The following is a 20,514-nucleotide window of genomic DNA, read 5'->3' on the forward strand; positions in this document are numbered from 1 at the left end:
CGCCAGCGCTGAAGAATCGTGGCTTGGGTGGGACCCTTCGCTGCGCTCAGGGCGTTTCGACAAGCTCAACGAGCCGACGACAAGGTCGTCCGCCTGGAACGCAGAACCGCCGACCCCCTGGGCGGGCATCGGCGGCTTGCGGCTGCGACCGTGCGGTCAGGCCTCGACGGAGCTGGCGGTCAGCCCTTGACAGAGCCGGCGGTCAGGCCGCCGACGATGTAGCGCTGCAGCGTCAGGAACAGCACGAGGACCGGGACGGCGGCCAGCAGGGCGCCGGCGGCGAACAGGCCCCAGCGCGACGTCAGCTGGTTGGAGACCCACTGGTACATGCCGACGGCGAGCGTCCAGTTGTCCTCGGAGACGAGGATGATCTTGCTGATGATGTAGTCGCCAAAGCTGGAGATGAAGGCCAGCAGGGCGACGACCGCGAGGATCGGCGTGACCAAGGGCATGATGAGCCGCCAGAAGATCTGGGCGTGCGAGGCTCCGTCGATCTTGGCGGACTCGTCGATCTCGATCGGGATGGTGTTGAAAAAGCCGTACATCAGGAACGTGTTCACGCCGAGCGCGCCACCGAGGTAGACGCAGATCAACGAGAGCTTGGAGTTCAGGCCGAGGACGGGGAACACCTCGCCGATGGCGAGCAGCATCAGGAAGATGGCGACGAACGCGAGCGCCTGCGGGAACATCTGCACGATGAGCAGCGTCGTCAGGCCGACACGCCGACCGGTGAACCGGAAGCGCGAGAACGCGTAGGCGGCGCATGCGCCCATCAACACCGTGCCGATGGCGGCGGACCCGCCGACGATGAGCGTGTTGGCGTACCAGGTCCAGTACGACGTCTCGCCGAGCGCCTTGAAGTTGTCGAGCGAGAAGACCGTGAACAGCGAGTTGCTGGCGGCCAGCGAGCCGTTCGGGTTCAGCGACGCCGAGACGATGTAGATGAGCGGGAAGACCGCGTAGAACAGGATGAACACCGCGAGGATGTACTTCCAGCCGACCTCCAGGAACCAGCGCTTGCGGCGGGCCGAGGTGCGGGATGCGGGGACGGTGTCAGCAGACATCAGGCGTACTCCTCGAGCTTCTTGGTCTGGCGGAACGCGATCGCGGAGATCACACCGACGATGGCGAACACGATGATCGACAGGGCGCTGGCCAGGCCGTAGTCGGCCACGCCCCGGTTGACGCCGGAGATGTCCCAGATCGCGGAGATCAGGATGTCGGTGGCGCCGAGGGCGTACGGGGCGCCGGGAATGGCGGGCCCGCCGTCGTTGAACATGAAGATCACGGTGAAGTTGTTGAAGCTGAATGCGAAGGACGAGATCAGCAGCGGAGCCGTTGCGACCAGCACGAGCGGCAGGATGATCGACGTCATCTGACGGAACCTGTTGGCTCCGTCGAGGTCCGCGGCCTCGAGCGTCGACGCAGGCAGCGACTGCAACGCCCCGGTGCACACGAGGAAGTAGTAGGGGTAGGTCAGCCACACGTTGACGAACAGAACCGCCAACCTGGCCAACCATGGATCACCCAGCCAGTCGATGTTCGCACCGCCGAAGAACAGCTCGTTGATGACGCCGAACTCCGCGTTGAACATACCGCGGTAGAGCAGCGCCGACATGAAGGCCGGAAACGCGTAGGGGAGGATGAAGAACGTGCGGAGGATCCTGCGCCCGCGGATGCGCTCGTCGTTGTAGACGAACGCCATCACCAGCCCGATGCCGAACGGCACCAGCACCGACAGGAGAGCCCAGGCCACCGTCCACAGCGCCACCATCGCCAGCGGGGAAACGATCGTCGGGTCGGTGAAAAGGCGCATGAAGTTGTCGAAGCCGACGTTGACGATCCACCCTGTGGTCAGCGACGTGCCGTCGTCGGCGGTGAACGTGCCCTGATCGGTGGCGCGGTAGACGATGCCGTTCTCGGTGTCGGTGATGGTCTGCGCGTCCGGGTCCCATTCCAGGGAGGACTGGTAGACCGAGCCGGTGGACCCGTCGCGGGTGCGGATGGAGCCGTCGGTTGCGTCGTCGGAGATGGGGACGCGAAGGTTGACGACCTGTGCCTGCAGGTCCTGGCTGCTCAGCAGGTCCCGGCGACCGATGACCTCCCAGCCGTCGACCTCGGTGGGTGCCTTGCCATCGGCGGAGGTGCCGACGACCTCGAGGGGTTCGTCGGCGGTGCCGACGAGGATCTCGCCGTCTTGCACGACCGCGAAGCCGAGTTCGTCACCCTTCGAGACGACAGACAGGGGGAGAGTGGGGGAGTCCTCGGCGCGGCGCTCGCCTTGCTGCAGAGCCGCGTTGACGGCCTGCTGCTGCGACCCGACGTGACCCGCGCCGTAGTTCGTGAACGCGATGTAGCCGGTGTAGCCGAAGATGAACACCTGGAACATCAGCATGAATGCGAGGCCGGGCAGGAGGTACTTCAGCGGCAGAGCGCGCTTGCTGAAGTAGACGAAATCGGCGGCCGCGAGCAGCACCACCGCGAACCCGAAGATCACCCAGCTGCCTGCGTTGAACGCGGACAGGATGCCCATCAGGCCGAACGCATTGATGACGGCCATGATCATCAGCTTGACCAGGAATCCCCAGCCGTTCCAACCACGGCGGCTGAACCCCGTCGTCGTCGTTTCTTCGTGGTCTACCGACATGGTGTCCACCCTTCCCCTCTCGTGGGCTGAACCGGTCAGCGGGGGCGGGCTGATGGGCCCGCCCCCGCTGAGTGGTCGATCAGCCGATGGCGGCTTCGAGGTCGGAGACCATCTTCGTCCAGGTCGACTCGGCGTCGGCGCCCTTGATGATCTGCACCTGAGCGGCGTTCCAGAGGTCCCAGACCGATGCCATCTCGGGGATGTTCGGCATCGGGACGCCGTTCTTCGAGGAGGCGACGAAGCCGGCGATGTTGGCGTCGGAGGAGACCTCCTCAGCCAGCGTGCTCCACGCGGGGATGCGCGGGTCGGCCTCGTAGAGGGCCTTCTGAGCCTCATCGGTGGCGAGGTAGTTGGTCAGGAACTCCTGCGCGACCAGGGCGTTCTTGGACTCGGAGCTCAGGTAGAAGCCCTGCACGCCCACGAACGGGGAGGCGGTCTCGCCGCCGGCCGACGGGATGGGGTTGACCTTGACGTTGACGCCCTTGGCGGTCAGCGCCTCGATGGCCCACGGCCCCTGGACGGTGTAGGCGGCCTTGCCGGACGCGAACAGCTCGTTGTTGGTGTCGTAGTCGATCGTGGTGGAGATGTAGCCGGTGCCCTCCTCGCCGTTGGCGCTCAGCCACTCGGCGAACTTGGTGCCCGCCTCGCCGCCCATGCCGACCTCGGTGGTGAAGCCGGTCTCGTCCTGCACGAACACGGGGGCGCCGAAGGAGGTCTGGAAGCCGTACATGGTGTAGGCGTCACCGGTCTGGCCTGCGGTGTTGATCACGACGGGGCGCTCGGCGCCTGCCTCCTTCGCGGCGGCGATCATGTCGTCCCACGTGGCGGGGGCATCCTCGCCGACCAGGTCGGTGTTCTGGATCAGGGCGATGGTCTCAAGGGAGTACGGCATGGCGTACAGCTGGGAGTCGTAGGTGAAGGCGTCGATCGAGACGGGCTCGAAGGAGGAGGCCTTGTCGCCCAGGTCGATCGTGGAGATCACACCGGCCTGGACAAGCGAGCCGACCCAGTCGTGCGCGCCGATGGTCAGGTCCGGGCCCTCGCCGGTCGGCACCTGGTTGATGAAGTCGTTGCGGATGTCCTCGAAGTTCTTCTGGACGAGGGTGACGGTCGCGCCGGTCTCCCCCTCGAACAGCTTCGCGGCGTCCTCGATCGCGGGCTTACGGTTCTCGTCGGTCCAGACCGTCAGTTCGATGCCCGAGGCGTCGATCGGGGCCTCGGAGGTGGCTGAGGCGGTGGACTGGGCAGTCGTGGTGGTTTCGGACGAGCCGCTGGAGCAGGCCCCCAGCAGCATGGTGGCGGCGACCGCGGCGGCGCCGATGCTCAGGTAACGCATCTTCGTGTTTCCTTCCGGTTCTTATCTGTGGTCAGGCGCGGACGACGGCGACGCCGCCGCCCTGCAGGGTGAGGCGACCGGCGACGGCGTCACCGGTCAGGAGGTCGGTGCCCTCGGCGGGGATCTCGACGGTGGTTTCGGAGTGATTGATCGCGACGAGGTAGTCGGCCGACTCGCCGCGTCGCGTGACGGCCTCGACGCCGCGCGGCAGGTCGAGCGGAACGATGCCCGCGTCGGCGTAGACGCGCCGCATGACGGCCCGCAGGCCCTCTGCGTCGGGACGCGTGCTGACGTACCAGCCGGTGCCACTGCCGTGCGCATTGCGGGTCACGGCTGCCAGGCCGCGGCCGGGGCCCGCGGTGTAGGCGCCGACGACCTCGGCGCCGGTCACCACGAGGTGTTCCTGCCACACGTCGACGTTCAGCTGGATACCGTCGAGCTCGACGGCGCCGACGGCGTGCTCGCGCATGGGGAGGTGCTCCTCGACCCAGACGCCCAGCGCCGGCTCGAGGGGCCGCAGGAAGCCGCCCTCGTGGACCCGGTCATTCTCATCGACGATGGCGGAGAAGTACGACACGACCAGCGTGCCTCCGGCCTCGACGTAGGCGTTGAGCTTCGCGGCCTGCTCCAGCGTCAGGAGGTACTGGGCCGGCGCGATGACCAGCGGGTACGCGCTGAGGTCCTGGTCGGGGTGCGCGAAGTCGACGGTGATGCCGTCACGCCACAGGCGCTCGTAGTAGGCGCGGGTGCGCTCAAGCGCGTCGAGGTCCTCGGACGGGCGCCACTCGAGGCCCTGAGCCCAGTGCGACTCGTAGTCCCACAGGATCGCGGCCTGCGAGACGACGCGGGAGCCGCGCACCTCGGCGAGCCTGCCGAGCTTTGCGCCCAGGTCGACGACCTCGCGGAACACCCGCGACCCGGTGCCGGCGTGCGGCAGCATCGCCGAGTGGAACTTCTCGGCGCCGGAGCGGCCCGCGCGCCACTGGAAGAACAGGATGCCGTCGGCGCCGCGGCCCAGGTGCGACAGAGAGTTGCGGGCCATCTCGCCCGGCCGCTTCGCGATGTTGCGCGGCTGCCAGTTCACCGCCGACGTGGAGTGCTCCATCAGGATCCACGGGTTGCCGCCGCCGACGGAGCGGGTCAGGTCGGCCGCGATGGCAAGCCCGATCTCGGCCTCCTCGTCGGCCGCCCACAGATAGTGGTCGTCCGAGACGATGTCGACCTCGCGGGCCCACGCCCACAGGTCGCAGCCGCCGTGCTGGTTCGCCATGAAGTTGGTGGTGACGGGCTGCGTGGCGTGCTCGCGGATGGCCGTGCGCTCGGCGATGAAGCACTCGCGCAGCTGGTGGTCGGTGAATCGCGCCCAGTCGAGCAACATGCCGGGGTTGATGACCGACGGTGCGGTGGCGGGGACGCCTACGTGTTCCCAGGACCCGTAGTGCTGGCTCCAGAAGGCGGTGCCCCAGGCGGCGTTGAGGCCGTCGAGGTCGCCGTGGCGGGCCTGCAGCCACTCGCGCCAGGCGAGCTTGGAGGCGTCGGAGAAGTCCTCGCCGACGGGCACGCCGTATTCGTTGTGGATGTGCCACATGACCACGGCGGGGTGGTCGGCATAGCGGCGCGCCAGTTCTCCCGCGATGCGGGTGGCGGCGGCGCGGTAGGCCGGGGAGGAGTGCGACGCCATGCCGCGCGCGCCGAAGCCCATCGGGACCCCGTCGGCGTTCACGGCCCGCGCCTCGGGGTACGTGGCGAAGAACCAGGCTGGCGGGGAGGCGGTGGGGGTGCCGAGGTCGACGCTGATGCCGTTGGTGTGCAGCAGGTCGATGATCTCGTCGAGCCACGCGAAGTCGAAGACACCCTCGGAGGTCTCGATCAGCGCCCAGGAGAAGATGCCGACGCTCACCAGGTTCACGCCGGCCTCGCGCATGAGGGCAACGTCCTCGCGCCACACGTGGCGGGGCCACTGCTCGGGGTTGTAGTCGCCTCCGTAGGCGATCCCACCGAGCCAGGGCATGGAAGTCATAGACAGACACATCCTCGGGTCAGAGCGCGGTCAGACTGTGACCGGTTACAGCGCTCTCAATACTAGAATGTGAGCGCTGCAGATGTCGAGTGGCGTTACCAAACTGTGACCCGTTACAGGGGAGGCGGAGGTTCCCAGGAACGGGGTAGAGTGCCCTGCGTGACGGGACAAGGCCAGGCGAAGAGGCTGACCATCCGGGACGTCGCCGCTGTCGCGGGTGTCTCGTATGGCACCGTTTCGCGCGTCCTCAACGGCGGTCACTGGGTCTCTCCCGAGGCGCGTGCCGCGGTGGAGGCCGCCGTCGCCCGGACGGGATACACGGCCAACCATGCCGCCCGCTCGCTGGCAACCGGCCGCGCCGACTCCGTCGCGTTCCTGCTGACCGAGCCGCACCACCTGCTCTTCTCCGACCCGACGTTCGCGCGACTGCTGCGGGGAGCCACCGAGGCGCTGGCACAGCACGACAAGACACTCGTGCTGGTCATCGCCGACACCGAGGCAGAGCGGAAGAACGCCGAGCGCTTCGTGCGCGCCGGGCACGTCGACGGCGTCATGCTGATCTCCTCTCACGAGGCGAACCCACTGCTGCTCTCCCTGCTGGCTGCCAGGGTGCCGACGGTGAGCACCGGCAGCCCGCTCGGGCTGGAGAGCGAGATCCCCACGGTAGCCGTCGACGAGGCCGGATCGGCCCGCATCATGACCCGATACCTTCTCGACAAGGGGCATCGCCGCATCGCGATCATCACCGGGCCGAATGACACGCCCGGCGGGCGCTACCGCCTCGACGGTTTCCGGGCCGAGATGGGGACACTGTTCGATCCGGCCCTCGTGGAACAGGACACCTACTCCAGCGAAGCCGGGGGCCGGGCGATGGCCCGGATCCTCGAACGTTCCGGGGCCCCGGATGCCGTGTTCGCGGCCTCCGACATCATCGCGGTCGGAGCCATCACCGCGCTGCGCCACGCCGGCTACTCGGTGCCGGGCGACGTCGCGGTGGCTGGCTTCGACGATTCCGGGCTCGCGGAGAGCCACGACCCGCCGCTGACCACCATGAGGCAGCCGTGGGCCGAGATCTCGCGCGCCATGGTCGAGCTGGTCCTCGCAGGGATCGACGGGCGCGAGGTCGACTCCGTCATCCTGCCGACGGAGCTGGTGGTGCGCGAGACGGCGTGAGAGCCTCTGGCATGCTTGCCGGGTGAGCGCGGAGATCGGACGGAACCACACGGTCGACGTCACCCGCGCGCTCTCGGTGCTGATCGTCGTGGTCTTTCACGGCCTCCTCTACACCGCTCACCTGACCCTCGACGGGTCGCTCTACATCACGCAGTGGTCCCCGCCGTCGTGGGTGTTCTTCGCCTCGTGGCTCCTGATGGCCATGCCGGCCTTCTTCGTCTGCGGGGGCTTCGCGAACGCGTTGATCGTCGACAAGATGTATGCGCGCGGCACCGGGTTCTCGCATTACCTGGCCAACCGGGGCAGACGGCTGACGGGCGGGCTCACGCTGTTCGTCACGTTCTTCGCCGTGGTGGCCAGCCTCGCGGGCTGGCTGGGCTTCTTCGACTACGCCTATCAGGCGAGCACGCACTTCATGCGGCTGCTGTGGTTCATCTCCGTCTACCTGGTGATCGTGCTGTTCGCCCCCTTCCTGGTCCGGCTGCACGACCGGTTCGGCGCCTGGGTGCTCGTCGTGTTCATGGTCGCCATCGTCATCGTCGACCGCGGCGTCTTCGGCCATCAGCTGCGCGGGCTGGGGGAGCTGAACATGTTCCTGGTCTGGCCGCTGTGCCACCAGCTGGGCATCGGCTACCAGCGGGGCTGGTTCCGGACCGGCCCCGTGGCGCGGACCTGGGTCCAGCTCGGGCTGGCCGCGGGCGGCATCGCCGTGCTGGTGTTCCTGTTTGGCTACCCGCCGAGCGCCGTGGGTTTCGGCAACATGCCCGTTGCGAACCACCTCCCGCCGACGCTGGCGATGGCTCTGCTGGGCGTCGCGCAGGCCGCAGTGATGGGTCTTGTCGAGCGCTCAGGGGTGCTGAGGAACATGCGCCCGCGCACGGAGAAGCTGGTGGGAACCATCAATGCGCTGGCGATGACGATCTACCTGTGGCACATCCCGTGCCTGGCCATCGGCGGCATGGCGCTGCTGACGGTCTCGACGTTCGTGCCGTCCCTGTCGTGGCTCCTGCTCTCGCAGGCGTTGGTGATTGCGGCGGGCCTCGCGGTGCTGTCCGTCGTCGCGCCGGCCGTCGGGTGGGTGGAGTTCAGGCTCATCCCGCCGTTGGGGGAGCACCAGGACCGCGACCTGGCCCTTTTGTCGTTCTGCGTGATGATCGCCGGGTCGATGCTGGTGTGGAACCACGGGGCCATGTTCGACGTGCGGGCGCCGCTGTCGACGGTGGGTGTCCTGAGCCTGTGGGTCGGAGCGGTGCTCATGGTGCGCGCGTCGCGCCCCGCCGGCGTGGCGAGGTCGACGCGCGACACCCTGAAGCTGCCCCGTAGGCGTTGAGGTCAGGCGACGGCTGCCAGGGCCGCGTCGTAGTCGGGCTCGGTGCCGGTGTCGGCGACCTGCTGCGTGTAGAGGACGGTGCCGTCGGCGTCGAGCACGACCACCGAACGGCTGAGCAGTCCCTTGAAGCCGCCGTCGGCGAACGTGACGCCGTACTTCTCGCCGAAGTCGGTCCGGAAGTCTGAGGCGACGGTGACGTTCTCGATGCCCTCGGCGCCGCAGAAGCGGCCGAGCGCCATCGGCAGGTCGCGGGAGACGCACAGCACCTTGACGCCGTCGAGGCCGGCGGCCAGTTCGTTGAAGCGGCGCACCGACATGGCACAGACGCCGGTGTCGACCGACGGGAAGATGTTGATGACGAGCGTGGAGCCGGCGAAGTCGGCGTTGGTGATGGGTGCGAAGTCGAGGCCGGTGACCTCGAAGTCGGGGGCCTTGGAGCCCACCTCGGGCAGCGAGCCGACGGAGTGGACGGTGGATCCCTTGAAACCGATGTCAGTCATGGCCCCAGGGTATGGGGTGAACGGGCAGCCGGGTCGCCCGTTTGGGCTGAGTTCAGGCGGCGTTCACCAATGGCTGGAAAACTGGACCCATGAGTCAGCAGGGACTACGTGAGTACATCGACCAGCTCGTCGCCGACGGGTACCAGCTCGCCGGGCTGTCCGACGAGGACCCGTACCTGATCGACCCGATGGGCAAGGCCGTCGAGACCTGGCGGGACCGCTACCCCTACGACGAGCTGCTCGGCCGCAGGGAGTACGAGGCGGCCAAGCGGAAGCTGCAGATCGAGCTGCTGAAGTTCCAGTACTCGGCCCAGGACCGCGGCACCCGGCACATCATTCTGTTCGAGGGGCGCGACGCCGCCGGCAAGGGTGGCGCGATCAAGAGGTTCACCGAGCACCTCAACCCCCGCACCGCCCGCACGGTCGCGCTGACCAAGCCGACCGAGCGCGAGCGCGGCCAGTGGTACTTCCAGCGCTACATCGCGCACCTGCCCACCAACGGCGAGATCGTGCTGTTCGACCGGTCCTGGTACAACCGGGCGGGCGTCGAGAAGGTGATGGGTTTCTGCACCGACGAGGAATACCAGATCTTCGTCCGACAGGCGCCGGTCTTCGAGGAGATGCTCATCGAGTCGGGCATGACCGTGACCAAGCTCTGGTTCTCCGTCACGCAGCGCGAGCAGCGCACCCGCTTCGCCATCCGGCAGATCGACCCCGTCCGACGGTGGAAGCTCTCCCCGATGGACCTGGAGTCCCTCGACCGCTGGGAGGACTACACCGAGGCCAAGAACGCCATGCTGAAGTACACCGACACCGACCTCGCGCCCTGGTACCGCATCAAGTCCAACGACAAGAAGCGCGCCCGCCTCAACGCCATCCGGCTGTTCCTCAGCCTCCACGACTACGACGGTAAGGACGTCGACGCCATCGGCATCGTCGACCCGGAGATCGTGCAGTTCGGGCGCCGCAACCACGCGGCGCCCGAGAGCGAGGTCTCGCCGCTCTGACGGTCAGGCGGCCCGGCTGAAGCTGCGACGGTGCAGCACGCCCGTCGTGACCGCGACGCCGAGCAGCAGGACGACGCCGCCGACCACCTCCAGCGGCGCCGGGGTCTCGTCCTCGATTAGCCACGCGGCCAGCATGCCGACGGGCGGCACGAGCATGGTGAACGGCACCACCGACGACGCGGGGTGCCGTGCAAGCAGCGTGTTCCAGATGCCGTAGCCCACCAGGCTCGCCAGCCACGCCGTGTAGGCCGTCGACAGCAGCTGCGCCGTCGTCAGGTGCGTCAGCGACGCCCAGACGACGCCCGGCCCGTCGAGGACGAGCGACAGGCCCAGCAGCGGGAGCGGGACCACCAGCGCCGACCAGACCGTCATGGAGAGGCCCGACAGGGGCCCGGCCCCGGCGGTGGCCCCCGCGCGGCGCGCGATGACGTTACCGATGGCCCACGACGTCGCGGCGAGCAGCGTGACGAGGAACCCGACGGCCGGGGTCGCCGCTCCGCGGCCAAGCCCGACGATCAGCAGTCCCGACGCCCCGATCAGCACGCCGACGAGCTGGGCGCGGGTGGGGCGCTCGCGCAGCGCGAGGGCCGCGAACACGACGGTTAGCGCGACCTGAGCCTGGAGCACCAGCGACGCGATGCCGGCGGGCATGCCCAGCGCGATGGCGGTGTAGAGGAGGCTGAACTGCCCGAGGCTCATGAAGCACCCGATCAGCACAACGTCCCGCGCCCGCGCTACCGGACGCGGGACGAGGAAGATGGCGGGGACGAGCACCGCGACGAAGCGCAGCGCTACGAAGAGGGTGGGCGGCATGCCGTCGAGCCCCAGGTCGATGACGACGAAGTTGATGCCCCAGATCACGGCGACCAGAACTGCGGCGAGGGAGGAGCGGAGCGGCATGGGGGCCAGTGTGCTCCTCATCGGACGACCGGTGAGGCCATCGGTCCAGGCGTGGACCGCCGACATGCGGCCCGGCCGTGGATCAGTTCTCGGCGAGCAGCTGGTACAGGCGTCGCTTGAGCTCGTCTAGCTCGGCGGCGGCCCTGGCGATCAGCTCGGGGTTGCCGGACTGCGCGATGGCCATTGCGGCCTGGCCGGCCTGGCGGACGCTCAGCATGAGGGCGTGGACGGGATCCTTCTCGTCGCCCTGGTTCTCCCAGGGGGCGGGACGGTCCTTGGCGGCCTCGGCCTCGGCGGCGCCGGTCTCGGTGATCTCGAAGAGCTTGCCGGCCTCGGAGGCGGCGGCCCGGATGAGGCCCTCGTCCTCGAGCTGGCTCAGCGCGGGGTAGATCGCGCCCGGGCTGGGCTTCCAGTTGCCCTCGCTGCGGGACTCGATCTCCTGGATGATCTGGTAGCCGTTGCGCGGGGCTTCCGCGATCAGCAGCAAGGCCGCGAGGCGGACGTCGCCGCGACGCTTGCGGCCGCCGGGACGGCCACCGCCGAAGCCGGGGCCTCCGAAGCCCGGGCCCATGCCGAAGCCGGGGCCCATGCCGCGACCGTGACCGCGGTGTCCGCGGCCTCCGCCCCGACGGTCCTCGCCGCGGGGGCCGCGACGGTCGTCGGCTGTCTCGTTGGCTGCGAAAAGGTCGCGCATCTGGGGGCGACGTCCCATGAACGGGTGGTGCATGGCGTATTCCATGACTGACTCCTTAAGTGTTGTCTTCCGGCGCTCAGCTGCGCCGACAACACCAGTATGAGCGAACTATCTAGATATGTCAAAGATGTATCTAGATAGGTCGCTCAGGATGAACGGAGTGCCTTGTTCAACCGTGACACGCAACGCGCGCGACGACAAGAGCAAACTTGTCGCCGCGCGCGGTATCGAGGGTGAACCCCCGCAGGGTCACTGGTTCTTGAGTCCCCGCCTCGCCTTGGCGCGGTCGTTGGCGCTCAGGTGCACCTTGCGGATGCGCACGACGGCAGGGGTCACCTCGAGGCACTCGTCGCCACCGCAGAACTCGAGCTGCTGCTCCATCGAGAGCTTCTTGGCGGGAATCAGGCGCTCCAGCTCCTCGCCGGTCGAGGAGCGGATGTTGTTGAGCTTCTTCTCCTTGGTGGGGTTGATGTCCATGTCCTCGGCGCGCGGGTTCTCGCCGACGATCATGCCTTCGTAGACCTCGTCACCGGGGGAGACGAACATGGTGCCGCGGGCCTGCAGGTTGAACAGGGCGAAGCTGGTCACCACGCCGGTCCGGTCGGCCACGAGGGAGCCGGTCGGGCGGGTCCGGAAGTCGCCGGCCCAGGGGGCGTACCCCTCGGAGACGTGGTTCATGATGCCCGTGCCCCTCGTCTCGGTCAGGAACTCCGTGCGGAAGCCGATCAGGCCGCGGGCCGGGACGATGAACTCCATGCGGACCCAGCCGGTGCCGTGGTTGACCATCTGCGCCATGGTGCCGCGCCTCAGCCCCATGAGCTGCGTCACGACGCCGACGAACTCCTCGGGGATGTCGACGGTCAGGCGCTCGACCGGCTCGTGCAGCTTGCCGTCGATCGTGCGGGTGACCACGACGGGCTTGCCGACGGTGAGCTCGAAGCTCTCACGACGCATCATCTCGACCAGGATCGCGAGCTGCAGCTCGCCACGACCCTGCACCTCCCAGGTGTCGGGGCGCTCGGTGGGGAGGACCCTGATGGAGACGTTGCCGACCAGCTCCTGGTCGAGGCGGGCCTTCAGCAGGCGGGCGGTCAGGTTCTTGCCGGACTTGCCCGCGAGCGGGGAGGTGTTGATGCCGATGGTCATCGAGATCGACGGCTGGTCGACGTGGATCAGCGGCAGCGGCTTCGGGTTCTCCGGGTCGGAGAGCGTCTCGCCGATCATGATGTCGGAAATACCCGCGATGGCCACGATGTCGCCGGGGCCGGCCTTCTCGGCCGGCACGCGGTCGAGGGCCTCGGTGATCACAAGCTCGGACAGCTTGACGTTGCTGACGGTCCCGTCGGCCTTGCACCACGCGACGACCTGGCCGCGGTGGATCTCGCCGGCCACGATCCGGCACAGGGCCAGGCGGCCGAGGTACGGCGAGGCGTCGAGGTTGGTGACGTGTGCCTGCAGCGTGGCCCCCTCCTCGTAGGTGGGGGCGGGGATGTGGTCGTAAATGGTGCGAAACAGCGGCTCGAGGTTCTCGCTGTCCGGCATCTCGCCGTCCGCGGGCTGCGTCAGCGAGGCGCGTCCTGCCTTGGCGGAGGCGTAGATGATCGGGAAGTCGAGCACGTCGGCGTTGTCGTCGTCGAGCAGGTCCATGAACAGGTCGTAGGTCTCCTCGACGACCGCGGAGATGCGGGCGTCGGGGCGGTCGACCTTGTTGACCACGACGATGATCGGCAGCTTCTTCGCCAGCGCCTTGCGCAGCACGAAGCGCGTCTGGGGCAGCGGGCCCTCGGATGCGTCCACCAGCAGCACGACCCCGTCGACCATCTCGAGTCCGCGCTCGACCTCGCCGCCGAAGTCGGCGTGTCCCGGGGTGTCGATGATGTTGATGGTGCCGGTGGTGCCGTCGGGGCGGATGTGCTTGACGGCGGTGTTCTTCGCGAGAATGGTGATGCCCTTCTCGCGCTCGAGGTCCATCGAGTCCATGACCCGGTTGTTGACGTCGGAGCCTTCGCGGAACGCGCCGGACTGCCAGAGCATGGCGTCGACGAGGGTCGTCTTCCCGTGGTCGACATGTGCGACGATCGCGACGTTACGCAGGTCTTGGCGGATGGGCATGGGTGGTGGACTCCCGATGTAGAAAATGGGCCATCGGAAAGTGTAAGCCCGCGAGGGCGGATGCCCTAACGGCCGGGCTCAGCCACGCGGGGCGGCTGTGGAGTCCCTGACCATGAGGCGGGTCGCGAGCCGGATGGGGCCGCCGGTGACCGGTCGGCCGTGCGCGATGTCCACGAGCGAGCGGACGGCGGCCGAGCCCATGGCCGCCAGCGGCTGGTGGACGGTGGTCAGGGGCGGGCTGACGAGCGTGGCGAGGTGGGTGTCGTCGAAGCCGACGATGCTCAGATCGTCGGGGATCCGCAGTCCGAGCTGACGGGCCGCCTGGTAGACGCCCATGGCGATGATGTCGCTCGCCGCGAAGATCGCCGTCGGCCGACGGTGGGCCGGCAGGCCGAGCAGCTTCAGGCCGGCGGCGACGCCTGCCTCGTGGCTGAAGGAGTCGCCGACCACGAGCGTCGGGTCGTGCGGGAGGTCGTGCATCGATAACGCCGACAGGTAGCCCTGGAGGCGCTCGGAGGACGGCACGGATCCCGTGGTGCCGTTGACGAAGGCGATCCGCTCGTGTCCGAGCGCGATGAGGTGGCTGGTGGCCTCGACGCCGCCGTTCCAGTTCGTGGCGCCGATAGAGGCGGTGCTGGCGGGCAGTGCGTTGGCCGGGTCGATCGCGACGAGTTTCAGTCCCAGTTTCTCGATCAGCTGGAGCTGGTGGGGCGACAGACGGGTCGTCACGACGATGACGCCGAGCCAGCGGCTGGCCTTCACGAGTTCGAACCAGGCGTCGCTGAGCGGGGCGGTGCCGGGGTGCGGTCCCTCGGAGTAGTGGGTCACGAGTCCGACGCCCAGCTCCATCGACGTCGTGGTCGCGCCTCTGATGATGTCGAGCGTGTAGGTCGTCTCGAGGTTGTCGGCGACAAGGGCGATCAGCGGTGTGTCGACGTGGCCGGCTCCGCCGCGGTAGCCGACCTCCTCGGCCGCGGCGAGCACGCGGGCACGCGTCTCGGGGGAGACGTCGCTGCGGCCGTTGAGGGCCTTGGAGGCTGTGGCTCGCGAGACTCCCGCGAGCGCGGCCACCGCCTCGAGGCGGGGCGTGGAAGGGTTCGGCACGGGCCCAGCATACCGAAACGGTTTCGGGGGATGGCACCGGAGCGGTAACAACCCTCGTCGTCGTGTCTTCAGGGCTTGACTTGCTATATGGTTTCGCTACGATACAAAGTATCAGCGTTTCGCGAAATGTTTCGCGAACACCAACTGGAGGTTTCAATGAAGAAGCAGATCCTTGGCCTGTGTGCGGCCGCCGCGATCGCCCTGTCGGCGTGCGGCGGCTCGGCCTCAGACACGAGCACCACGGACGGTGCCGCGGGGGACGTCACCCTCACGTGGTGGCACAACTCCAACAACGAGCCGGGCAAGAGCGTCTACGACCAGGTCGCGAAGGACTTCGAGGAGGCGCACCCCGGCGTCACCGTCGAGGTCACGGCGATGGCGCACGAGGACATGCTCACGCGCCTCGAGGCCGCGTGGCAGTCGGGCGACGCTCCCGACGTCTACATGGAGCGCGGCGGCGGCGAGCTGGCCGACAAGGTCGACGCGGGCCTGGTGAAGGACGTCACGGAGTCCGCCTCCGACGAGATCGCGAAGCTGGGCGGCAACGTCTCCGGCTGGCAGGTCGACGGCCAGACCTACGCCCTGCCGTTCTCGATGGGCGTCGTCGGCTTCTGGTACAACACCGACATGTTCGCCGAGGCCGGCATCACCGAGGCCCCGAAGACGTGGGACGAGATGTACGACGCGATCGACAAGCTCAAGGCCGCGGGCATCGCCCCGATCTCGGTCGGCGCCGGCGACAAGTGGCCCGCCGCCCACTACTGGTACTACTTCGCGCTGCGCGCCTGCGACTCCGCCGTCCTCGACGACGCCGTCAAGACCCTCGACTTCTCCGACCAGTGCTTCGTCACCGCGGGTGAGCAGCTCGAGAAGCTCGTCGCGGCCGAGCCGTTCAATGCGGGCTTCCTCAACACCCCGGCGCAGACCGGCCCGACTTCGGCCTCCGGCCTGCTCGCGACCAACAAGGTCGCGATGGAGCTCGCCGGTCACTGGGAGCCCGGCGTGATGCAGGGACTGACCGAGGACGGCAAGGGCCTTGGCGACGCCACCGGCTGGTTCGCCTTCCCCTCGTTCGACGGCCAGGCCGGCGACCCGACCTCCGCCCTCGGCGGAGGCGACGCGTGGGCCTCCCCGGCGGACGCCCCCGACGAGGCGACCGAGCTGATCAAGTACCTCCTCTCCGACGAGGTGCAGAAGACGTTCGCCGAGAACGACATGGGCCTGCCGACCAACCCCAGCGCCTCGCAGTACGTCACCGACCCGGCGCTGGCCGACCTCCTTGCGGTCCGTGACAACGCGGCCCGCGTCCAGCTCTACTTCGACACGGCGTTCGGCACGTCGGTCGGCGGCGCGATGAACGACGCGATCGCGCTGATGTTCGCCGGCCAGGCCTCCCCGCAGGACATCGTGGACGCCACCCAGCAGGCGGCTGACGCGGAGAAGTGATGATGACGTCCCCCACCACTGTCGAGTCGACTGGTGCGGGCGTCGCGGCGGCCGGGCGCTCTGAGCAGCGCCCGGCCTCCCCGGCCCGGACCCGGCGACCCCGCGACTGGCGGATGGCACTCGAGGTGATCGGCTTCACCGCCCCCGCCCTTGTGCTGTTCTTCATGTTCATCGTGTGGCCCATGATCCGGGCCGTCGAATTCTCGTTCTTCCGCTGGAAGGGCTTCGGCCCGCTGGTCGACTTCGTCGGCCTCAAGAACTACGTGTCGGTGCTGACAAACGACGTCTTCATCGGCGCGCTGCTGAACAACCTGTTCGTCGTCGTCATGTCCATCGTGATCCAGCTGCCCGTCGGCATCGCCGTCGCGCTGCTGCTCAACCGCAAGATGCGGTTCCAGGGCATCCTCCGGATGATCGTCTTCGTCCCCTACGTGCTGGCCGAGGTCATCGCCGGCGTCGTGTGGTTCCAGCTTCTCCAGCCCCAGTACGGCGTCATCGACTCCATCCTCGGCATGGTCGGTATCCAGGGTCCCGAACAGGGCTTCCTCGGAGACCCGAAGTACGCGATGTGGACCGTCATGGTCGTCCTGACCTGGAAGTACCTCGGCCTGGCCATCATCCTGTTCCTCGCCGGCCTGCAGGGCGTACCGGCAGAGCTCGACGAGGCGGCACAGATCGACGGCGCCACCTGGTGGCAGACGCAGCGCTACGTGACGCTGCCACTGCTCGGCCCCACGCTGCGCACCTGGGGCTTCCTGTCCATGGTCGGCTCGCTGCAGCTGTTCGACATGGTCTGGATCCTCACCAAGGGCGGCCCGGCCAACTCAACCATGACCATGGCGACCTTCCTCATCAACGAGGGCACCCGGCGCTCCAACTACGGCATCGCCGGCGCCGCCTCCGTGATCCTGTTCGTCGTCGCGCTCGCCCTCGCGCTGGTCTACCAGCGTTTCATCCTGCGACGCGACAACCCCGACTACGCCGACAAGGCGGCCCGCCGATGACCACTGCCACGCTCACCGCCCCCGCCCACTCCGAGCCGACGAAGACGGCATCGCGCCGGAAGCGCTTCAACCCGCTCGTCGGCCTCGTCATCCTGATCGTCGTCGGGTTCTCGCTCGGCCCCGTGCTGTACGCGATCCTCGGCGGCTTCCGGACCAACGCCCAGCTCGCCGCCGACCCGGCTGGCCTGCCCGACCCGTGGGTCTGGGACAACTACGCCCGCGTGCTCGCCGACGGCCGCTTCTGGACCTACGGCCTCAACTCGCTGGCCATCGCGCTGCTGACCACCGCGCTCGTGGTGGTGTGCGGGCTGATGGCGGCCTACCCGCTGTCGCGCTACCGCTTCCGTGGCCGCGAGGCCCTCTACATGGTCTTCGTTCTAGGCCTGCTGTTCCCAGCGACCGTCGCCGTCATCCCGCTGTTCATCATCATCTCCAGGGACCTCAGCATGAGCAACACCTGGTTCGGCGTCGCGCTGCCCCAGGCGGCGTTCGCGCTGCCGATGACCATCGTGATCCTGCGCCCGTTCCTGCAGCAGATCCCCGCCGAGATCGAAGAGGCCGCATCCATCGACGGCGCGGGCCGCATCACGGTCTTCTGGCGGATGATGCTGCCGCTGTCCGGCCCGGGCCTCGTCACCGTCGGCGTGCTCGCGTTCGTCAACTCGTGGAACGCCTACCTGCTGCCGCTGCTGCTGCTCCAGGGCGACATGCGCACGCTGCCGCTCGGCGTCGCGGACTACTCGACGCAGTACTCCTCCGACACTGCAGGCGTGTTCGCCTTCACCAGCCTGTCGATGGTCCCCGCCATGATCTTCTTCCTCGCCATGCAGCGCCGCATCGTCGGCGGCCTGTCGGGCGCCGTCAAGGGCTGACCCGCCCGCTCCCCAAGGAACCCACATGCACCCCTGGCACAACACCGCGCTGGCCCCGGCCGAGCGTGCAGCAGCCCTGCTGAGCGAGCTGACGCTGGCCGAGAAGGTCGGCCAGCTCGGCTCCTTCTGGAACCGGCCCCGCGCCGACGAGCCCGCCGCCGACGACGTCGAGCACCACGACGTGGCGCCGATGGAGTCGGCGATGGCAACCGTCTCCTGGGAGGAGACCACCCGCGACGGCCTCGGCCATCTGACGCGCATCTTCGGGACCGGTCCCGTCACCGTCGCGGAGGGGCGCGCCGAGCTGGCGCGCCGCGTGGGGGAGGTGCAGGAGGCCTCCAGGCTCGGCATCCCGCCGATCGCGCACGAGGAGTGCCTGACCGGCATCACGACGCTCGGCGCTACCGTTTACCCGGCGGCCATCGCCTGGGGCGCGACCTGGAGGCCCGAACTGATCGAGGAGATGGCCGCGGCCATCGGCGCCGACCTCGCCGCCCTCGGCGTCCAGCAGGGGCTCTCGCCGCTGCTCGACGTCGTGCGGGACTACCGCTGGGGCCGCGTCGAGGAGACGTGTGGCGAGGACCCGTACCTCGTCGGCAGCCTGGGCACGGCCTACGTGCGCGGCCTGCAGGGGGCCGGCGTGCACGCCACGCTCAAGCACTTCGTCGGGTACCCTGCCTCCCGCGCCGGGCGCAACCACGCGCCCATCTCCATGGGCCGCCGCGAGCTTGAGGACGTCATGCTGCCGCCGTTCGAGATGGCGGTGCGGGCCGGATCGGTGAAGTCGGTGATGAACTCCTACTGCGACATCGACGGCGTGCCGTCGGTCGCCGACCCGTGGCTGCTGACCGAGGTGCTGCGGGACCGCTGGGGGTTCGAGGGCACCGTCGTCAGCGACTACTGGGCCATCCCGTTCCTCACCCACACGCACCTGATCGCCCCCGACGGGGCGACGGCCGCCGCGCTGGCGCTGCGGGCGGGCATGGACATCGAGCTGCCGGAGACCGGCCCGTACGGCGACCTGGTGCAGGCCGTCGACCGCGGTCTCGTCACCGAGGAACTGATCGACCGCGCGGCGCTGCGGGCGCTGACGCAGAAGGCGGAGCTCGGCCTGCTCGACGCCGACTGGCGGCCCGCCGCCGGCGACACCCCCGACCGCGACCTCGACTCCGCGGCCAACCGGAGCATCGCGCGCCGCATGGCCAACGAGTCCATCGTCCTGCTGAAGAACGACGGCGTGCTGCCGCTGACGCCCGGCGACCGGAAGGTCGCGGTCGTCGGCCCGGTCTGGGAGGACGTGCGCTCGTTCATGGGCTGCTACTCGTTCCCCAACCACGTGATGTCGAAGCTGCCCGGCCGTCAGACCGGTCTGGACATCGCGAGCCTGGTCGGCACGTTGCCCGCGGCGCTCGGCGGCGAGGTGTCCTTCGCGCCCGGCTGCGGCTTCACCGACGGCACCGACGACCAGCTCGATGAGGCGGTGGCGCTGGCCGCCGCCGCAGACCTGGCGATCGTGACGGTCGGAGACATCGCAGGCCTGTTCGGGATCGGCACCTCCGGCGAGGGCTGCGACGTCGAGGACCTCGGCCTGCCGGGCCGCCAGGGCGAGCTGGTCGAGCGGGTGCTGGCCACCGGCACCCCCGTCGTGCTGCTCCTGGTCACCGGCCGTCCCTACGCGCTCGGCGAGTACGCCGACCGCGCGGCGGCCATCGTGTCCGCGTTCATGCCGGGCGTCGAGGGCGCCGACGCGATCACGGCGGTGCTGACGGGGGAGACGAACCCGTCTGGCCGCCTGCCGATCGCCTTCCCGGCGCTGCGCGGCGGGCAGCCGGGCACCTACCTGAACCCGCTGCTCGGCTGGGTCAGCGACGGCATCTCCAACCTCGACCCGCGGCCCCTGTACCCCTTCGGCCACGGCCTGTCGTATACGTCGTTCGAGCACAGCGCCCTCACCGCGTCGGCTGATTCGATGGATGTCGAAGGAACCGTCGAGGTGTCCGTCACGGTCACCAACACCGGGGAGCGGGACGGCTCGGACGTCGTGCAGCTGTACCTGGAGGACCCGTGGGCCGAGGTCGTGCGCCCGCTCAAGCAGCTCGTCGGCTTCGCCAAGGTCGACGTCCCGGCCGGCGAGGCGCGCCGCGTGACGTTCAGCCTGCACGCCGACCGCACGTCCTTCACCGGCGTCGACCGACGTCGCATCGTGGAGCCCGGCGAGATCCGGCTCTCGATCGGGCACTCCAGCGAGGACCGGGGCGAGCCCGTCAGCGTCGAGATCACCGGCCAGCGTCGCATCGTCGGCGAGGGCCGCGTGCTGACGACGCCCGTCGCCGTCGAGGCGCCTGCGGCGGCGCAGCGCGGCTGACCCG

The 20,514-nt window shown here is 68.8% G+C and carries 16 protein-coding genes; 7 read left to right on the forward strand and 9 right to left on the reverse strand.

Annotated features, from left to right (window positions below; genetic code table 11):
- Positions 1-179: 179 nt before the first annotated feature.
- The 4 genes from QH948_RS02790 to QH948_RS02805 form a co-directional block, all read right to left on the reverse strand.
- The gene (locus QH948_RS02790) at positions 180-1,064 is read right to left on the reverse strand and encodes a sugar ABC transporter permease (protein ID WP_281145425.1); all 885 of its coding nucleotides are present in this window, start codon (positions 1,062-1,064) and stop codon (positions 180-182) included.
- On the reverse strand, positions 1,064-2,647 hold the full coding sequence (locus QH948_RS02795) for an ABC transporter permease subunit (RefSeq protein ID WP_281145426.1): 1,584 nt from the start codon (positions 2,645-2,647) through the stop codon (positions 1,064-1,066). Before QH948_RS02795 ends, QH948_RS02790 begins: the two co-directional genes overlap by 1 nt.
- A gap of 79 nt (positions 2,648-2,726) precedes the next feature.
- Positions 2,727-3,983, reverse strand: a complete 1,257-nt coding sequence (locus QH948_RS02800) for a sugar ABC transporter substrate-binding protein (protein WP_281145427.1) — start codon at positions 3,981-3,983, stop codon at positions 2,727-2,729.
- A 31-nt stretch (positions 3,984-4,014) separates the two neighbouring features.
- Entirely contained in the window at positions 4,015-6,003 is a 1,989-nt protein-coding gene (locus QH948_RS02805) for a beta-galactosidase (protein ID WP_281145428.1), read from the reverse strand.
- A 159-nt stretch (positions 6,004-6,162) separates the two neighbouring features.
- Between QH948_RS02805 and QH948_RS02810 the strand changes: the two genes are divergently transcribed.
- Both QH948_RS02810 and QH948_RS02815 read left to right on the forward strand, forming a co-directional pair.
- The gene (locus tag QH948_RS02810) at positions 6,163-7,176 is read left to right on the forward strand and encodes a LacI family DNA-binding transcriptional regulator (RefSeq protein WP_281145429.1); all 1,014 of its coding nucleotides are present in this window, start codon (positions 6,163-6,165) and stop codon (positions 7,174-7,176) included.
- 22 nt (positions 7,177-7,198) lie between these two features.
- A complete protein-coding gene (locus QH948_RS02815; protein ID WP_281145430.1) occupies positions 7,199-8,506 on the forward strand; it encodes an acyltransferase family protein in 1,308 nt (435 codons plus the stop codon).
- A gap of 2 nt (positions 8,507-8,508) precedes the next feature.
- Here QH948_RS02815 and tpx read toward each other — a convergent pair whose 3' ends face one another.
- On the reverse strand, positions 8,509-9,006 hold the full coding sequence (gene tpx / locus QH948_RS02820) for a thiol peroxidase (RefSeq protein ID WP_281145431.1): 498 nt from the start codon (positions 9,004-9,006) through the stop codon (positions 8,509-8,511).
- Positions 9,007-9,095: 89 nt separating this feature from the next.
- On the opposite strand from tpx, the gene ppk2 reads away from it, so the two are divergent.
- Complete coding sequence (gene ppk2 / locus QH948_RS02825) at positions 9,096-10,013, forward strand: polyphosphate kinase 2 (protein WP_281145432.1); 918 nt, start codon at positions 9,096-9,098, stop codon at positions 10,011-10,013.
- A 3-nt stretch (positions 10,014-10,016) separates the two neighbouring features.
- On the opposite strand, the gene QH948_RS02830 is transcribed toward ppk2, so the two are convergent.
- From QH948_RS02830 to QH948_RS02845, 4 genes are all read right to left on the reverse strand, one after another.
- On the reverse strand, positions 10,017-10,913 hold the full coding sequence (locus tag QH948_RS02830) for an EamA family transporter (RefSeq protein ID WP_281145433.1): 897 nt from the start codon (positions 10,911-10,913) through the stop codon (positions 10,017-10,019).
- A gap of 82 nt (positions 10,914-10,995) precedes the next feature.
- Positions 10,996-11,652, reverse strand: a complete 657-nt coding sequence (locus QH948_RS02835; protein WP_281145434.1) for a PadR family transcriptional regulator — start codon at positions 11,650-11,652, stop codon at positions 10,996-10,998.
- A 204-nt stretch (positions 11,653-11,856) separates the two neighbouring features.
- Complete coding sequence (gene typA, locus QH948_RS02840; RefSeq protein ID WP_281145435.1) at positions 11,857-13,719, reverse strand: translational GTPase TypA; 1,863 nt, start codon at positions 13,717-13,719, stop codon at positions 11,857-11,859.
- 78 nt (positions 13,720-13,797) lie between these two features.
- Positions 13,798-14,823, reverse strand: coding sequence for a LacI family DNA-binding transcriptional regulator (locus QH948_RS02845; RefSeq protein ID WP_281145436.1), 1,026 nt, complete (start codon positions 14,821-14,823; stop codon positions 13,798-13,800).
- Positions 14,824-14,979: 156 nt separating this feature from the next.
- Here QH948_RS02845 and QH948_RS02850 point away from each other — a divergent pair, with 156 nt between their 5' ends.
- From QH948_RS02850 to QH948_RS02865, 4 genes are read left to right on the forward strand one after another with little or no spacing between them, the layout of a single operon-like run.
- The gene (locus QH948_RS02850) at positions 14,980-16,269 is read left to right on the forward strand and encodes an extracellular solute-binding protein (RefSeq protein WP_281145437.1); all 1,290 of its coding nucleotides are present in this window, start codon (positions 14,980-14,982) and stop codon (positions 16,267-16,269) included.
- Positions 16,269-17,273 (forward strand): carbohydrate ABC transporter permease, encoded by a 1,005-nt coding sequence (locus QH948_RS02855; protein WP_281145438.1) that lies wholly within the window; start codon positions 16,269-16,271, stop codon positions 17,271-17,273. Before QH948_RS02850 ends, QH948_RS02855 begins: the two co-directional genes overlap by 1 nt.
- Positions 17,270-18,145, forward strand: coding sequence for a carbohydrate ABC transporter permease (locus QH948_RS02860; protein WP_281145439.1), 876 nt, complete (start codon positions 17,270-17,272; stop codon positions 18,143-18,145). Before QH948_RS02855 ends, QH948_RS02860 begins: the two co-directional genes overlap by 4 nt.
- Before the next feature lie 25 nt (positions 18,146-18,170).
- Positions 18,171-20,510 (forward strand): glycoside hydrolase family 3 N-terminal domain-containing protein, encoded by a 2,340-nt coding sequence (locus QH948_RS02865; RefSeq protein ID WP_281145440.1) that lies wholly within the window; start codon positions 18,171-18,173, stop codon positions 20,508-20,510.
- The last annotated feature ends 4 nt before the right edge of the window (positions 20,511-20,514 follow it).

Source organism: Tessaracoccus lacteus (genome assembly GCF_029917005.1).
Lineage (GTDB): Bacteria > Actinomycetota > Actinomycetes > Propionibacteriales > Propionibacteriaceae > Arachnia > Arachnia lactea.

Excerpts from the sequence above, each read along its gene's own strand:
- QH948_RS02790 (WP_281145425.1), bottom strand. The coding sequence starts at position 1,064 with ATGTCTGCTGACACCGTCCCCGCATCCCGCACCTCGGCCCGCCGCAAG.
- QH948_RS02795 (WP_281145426.1), bottom strand. The coding sequence starts at position 2,647 with ATGTCGGTAGACCACGAAGAAACGACGACGACGGGGTTCAGCCGCCGT.
- QH948_RS02800 (WP_281145427.1), bottom strand. The coding sequence starts at position 3,983 with ATGCGTTACCTGAGCATCGGCGCCGCCGCGGTCGCCGCCACCATGCTG.
- QH948_RS02805 (WP_281145428.1), bottom strand. The coding sequence starts at position 6,003 with ATGACTTCCATGCCCTGGCTCGGTGGGATCGCCTACGGAGGCGACTAC.
- tpx (WP_281145431.1), bottom strand. The coding sequence starts at position 9,006 with ATGACTGACATCGGTTTCAAGGGATCCACCGTCCACTCCGTCGGCTCG.
- ppk2 (WP_281145432.1), top strand. The coding sequence starts at position 9,096 with ATGAGTCAGCAGGGACTACGTGAGTACATCGACCAGCTCGTCGCCGAC.
- QH948_RS02830 (WP_281145433.1), bottom strand. The coding sequence starts at position 10,913 with ATGCCGCTCCGCTCCTCCCTCGCCGCAGTTCTGGTCGCCGTGATCTGG.
- QH948_RS02835 (WP_281145434.1), bottom strand. The coding sequence starts at position 11,652 with ATGGAATACGCCATGCACCACCCGTTCATGGGACGTCGCCCCCAGATG.
- typA (WP_281145435.1), bottom strand. The coding sequence starts at position 13,719 with ATGCCCATCCGCCAAGACCTGCGTAACGTCGCGATCGTCGCACATGTC.
- QH948_RS02850 (WP_281145437.1), top strand. The coding sequence starts at position 14,980 with ATGAAGAAGCAGATCCTTGGCCTGTGTGCGGCCGCCGCGATCGCCCTG.
- QH948_RS02855 (WP_281145438.1), top strand. The coding sequence starts at position 16,269 with ATGATGACGTCCCCCACCACTGTCGAGTCGACTGGTGCGGGCGTCGCG.
- QH948_RS02860 (WP_281145439.1), top strand. The coding sequence starts at position 17,270 with ATGACCACTGCCACGCTCACCGCCCCCGCCCACTCCGAGCCGACGAAG.
- QH948_RS02865 (WP_281145440.1), top strand. The coding sequence starts at position 18,171 with ATGCACCCCTGGCACAACACCGCGCTGGCCCCGGCCGAGCGTGCAGCA.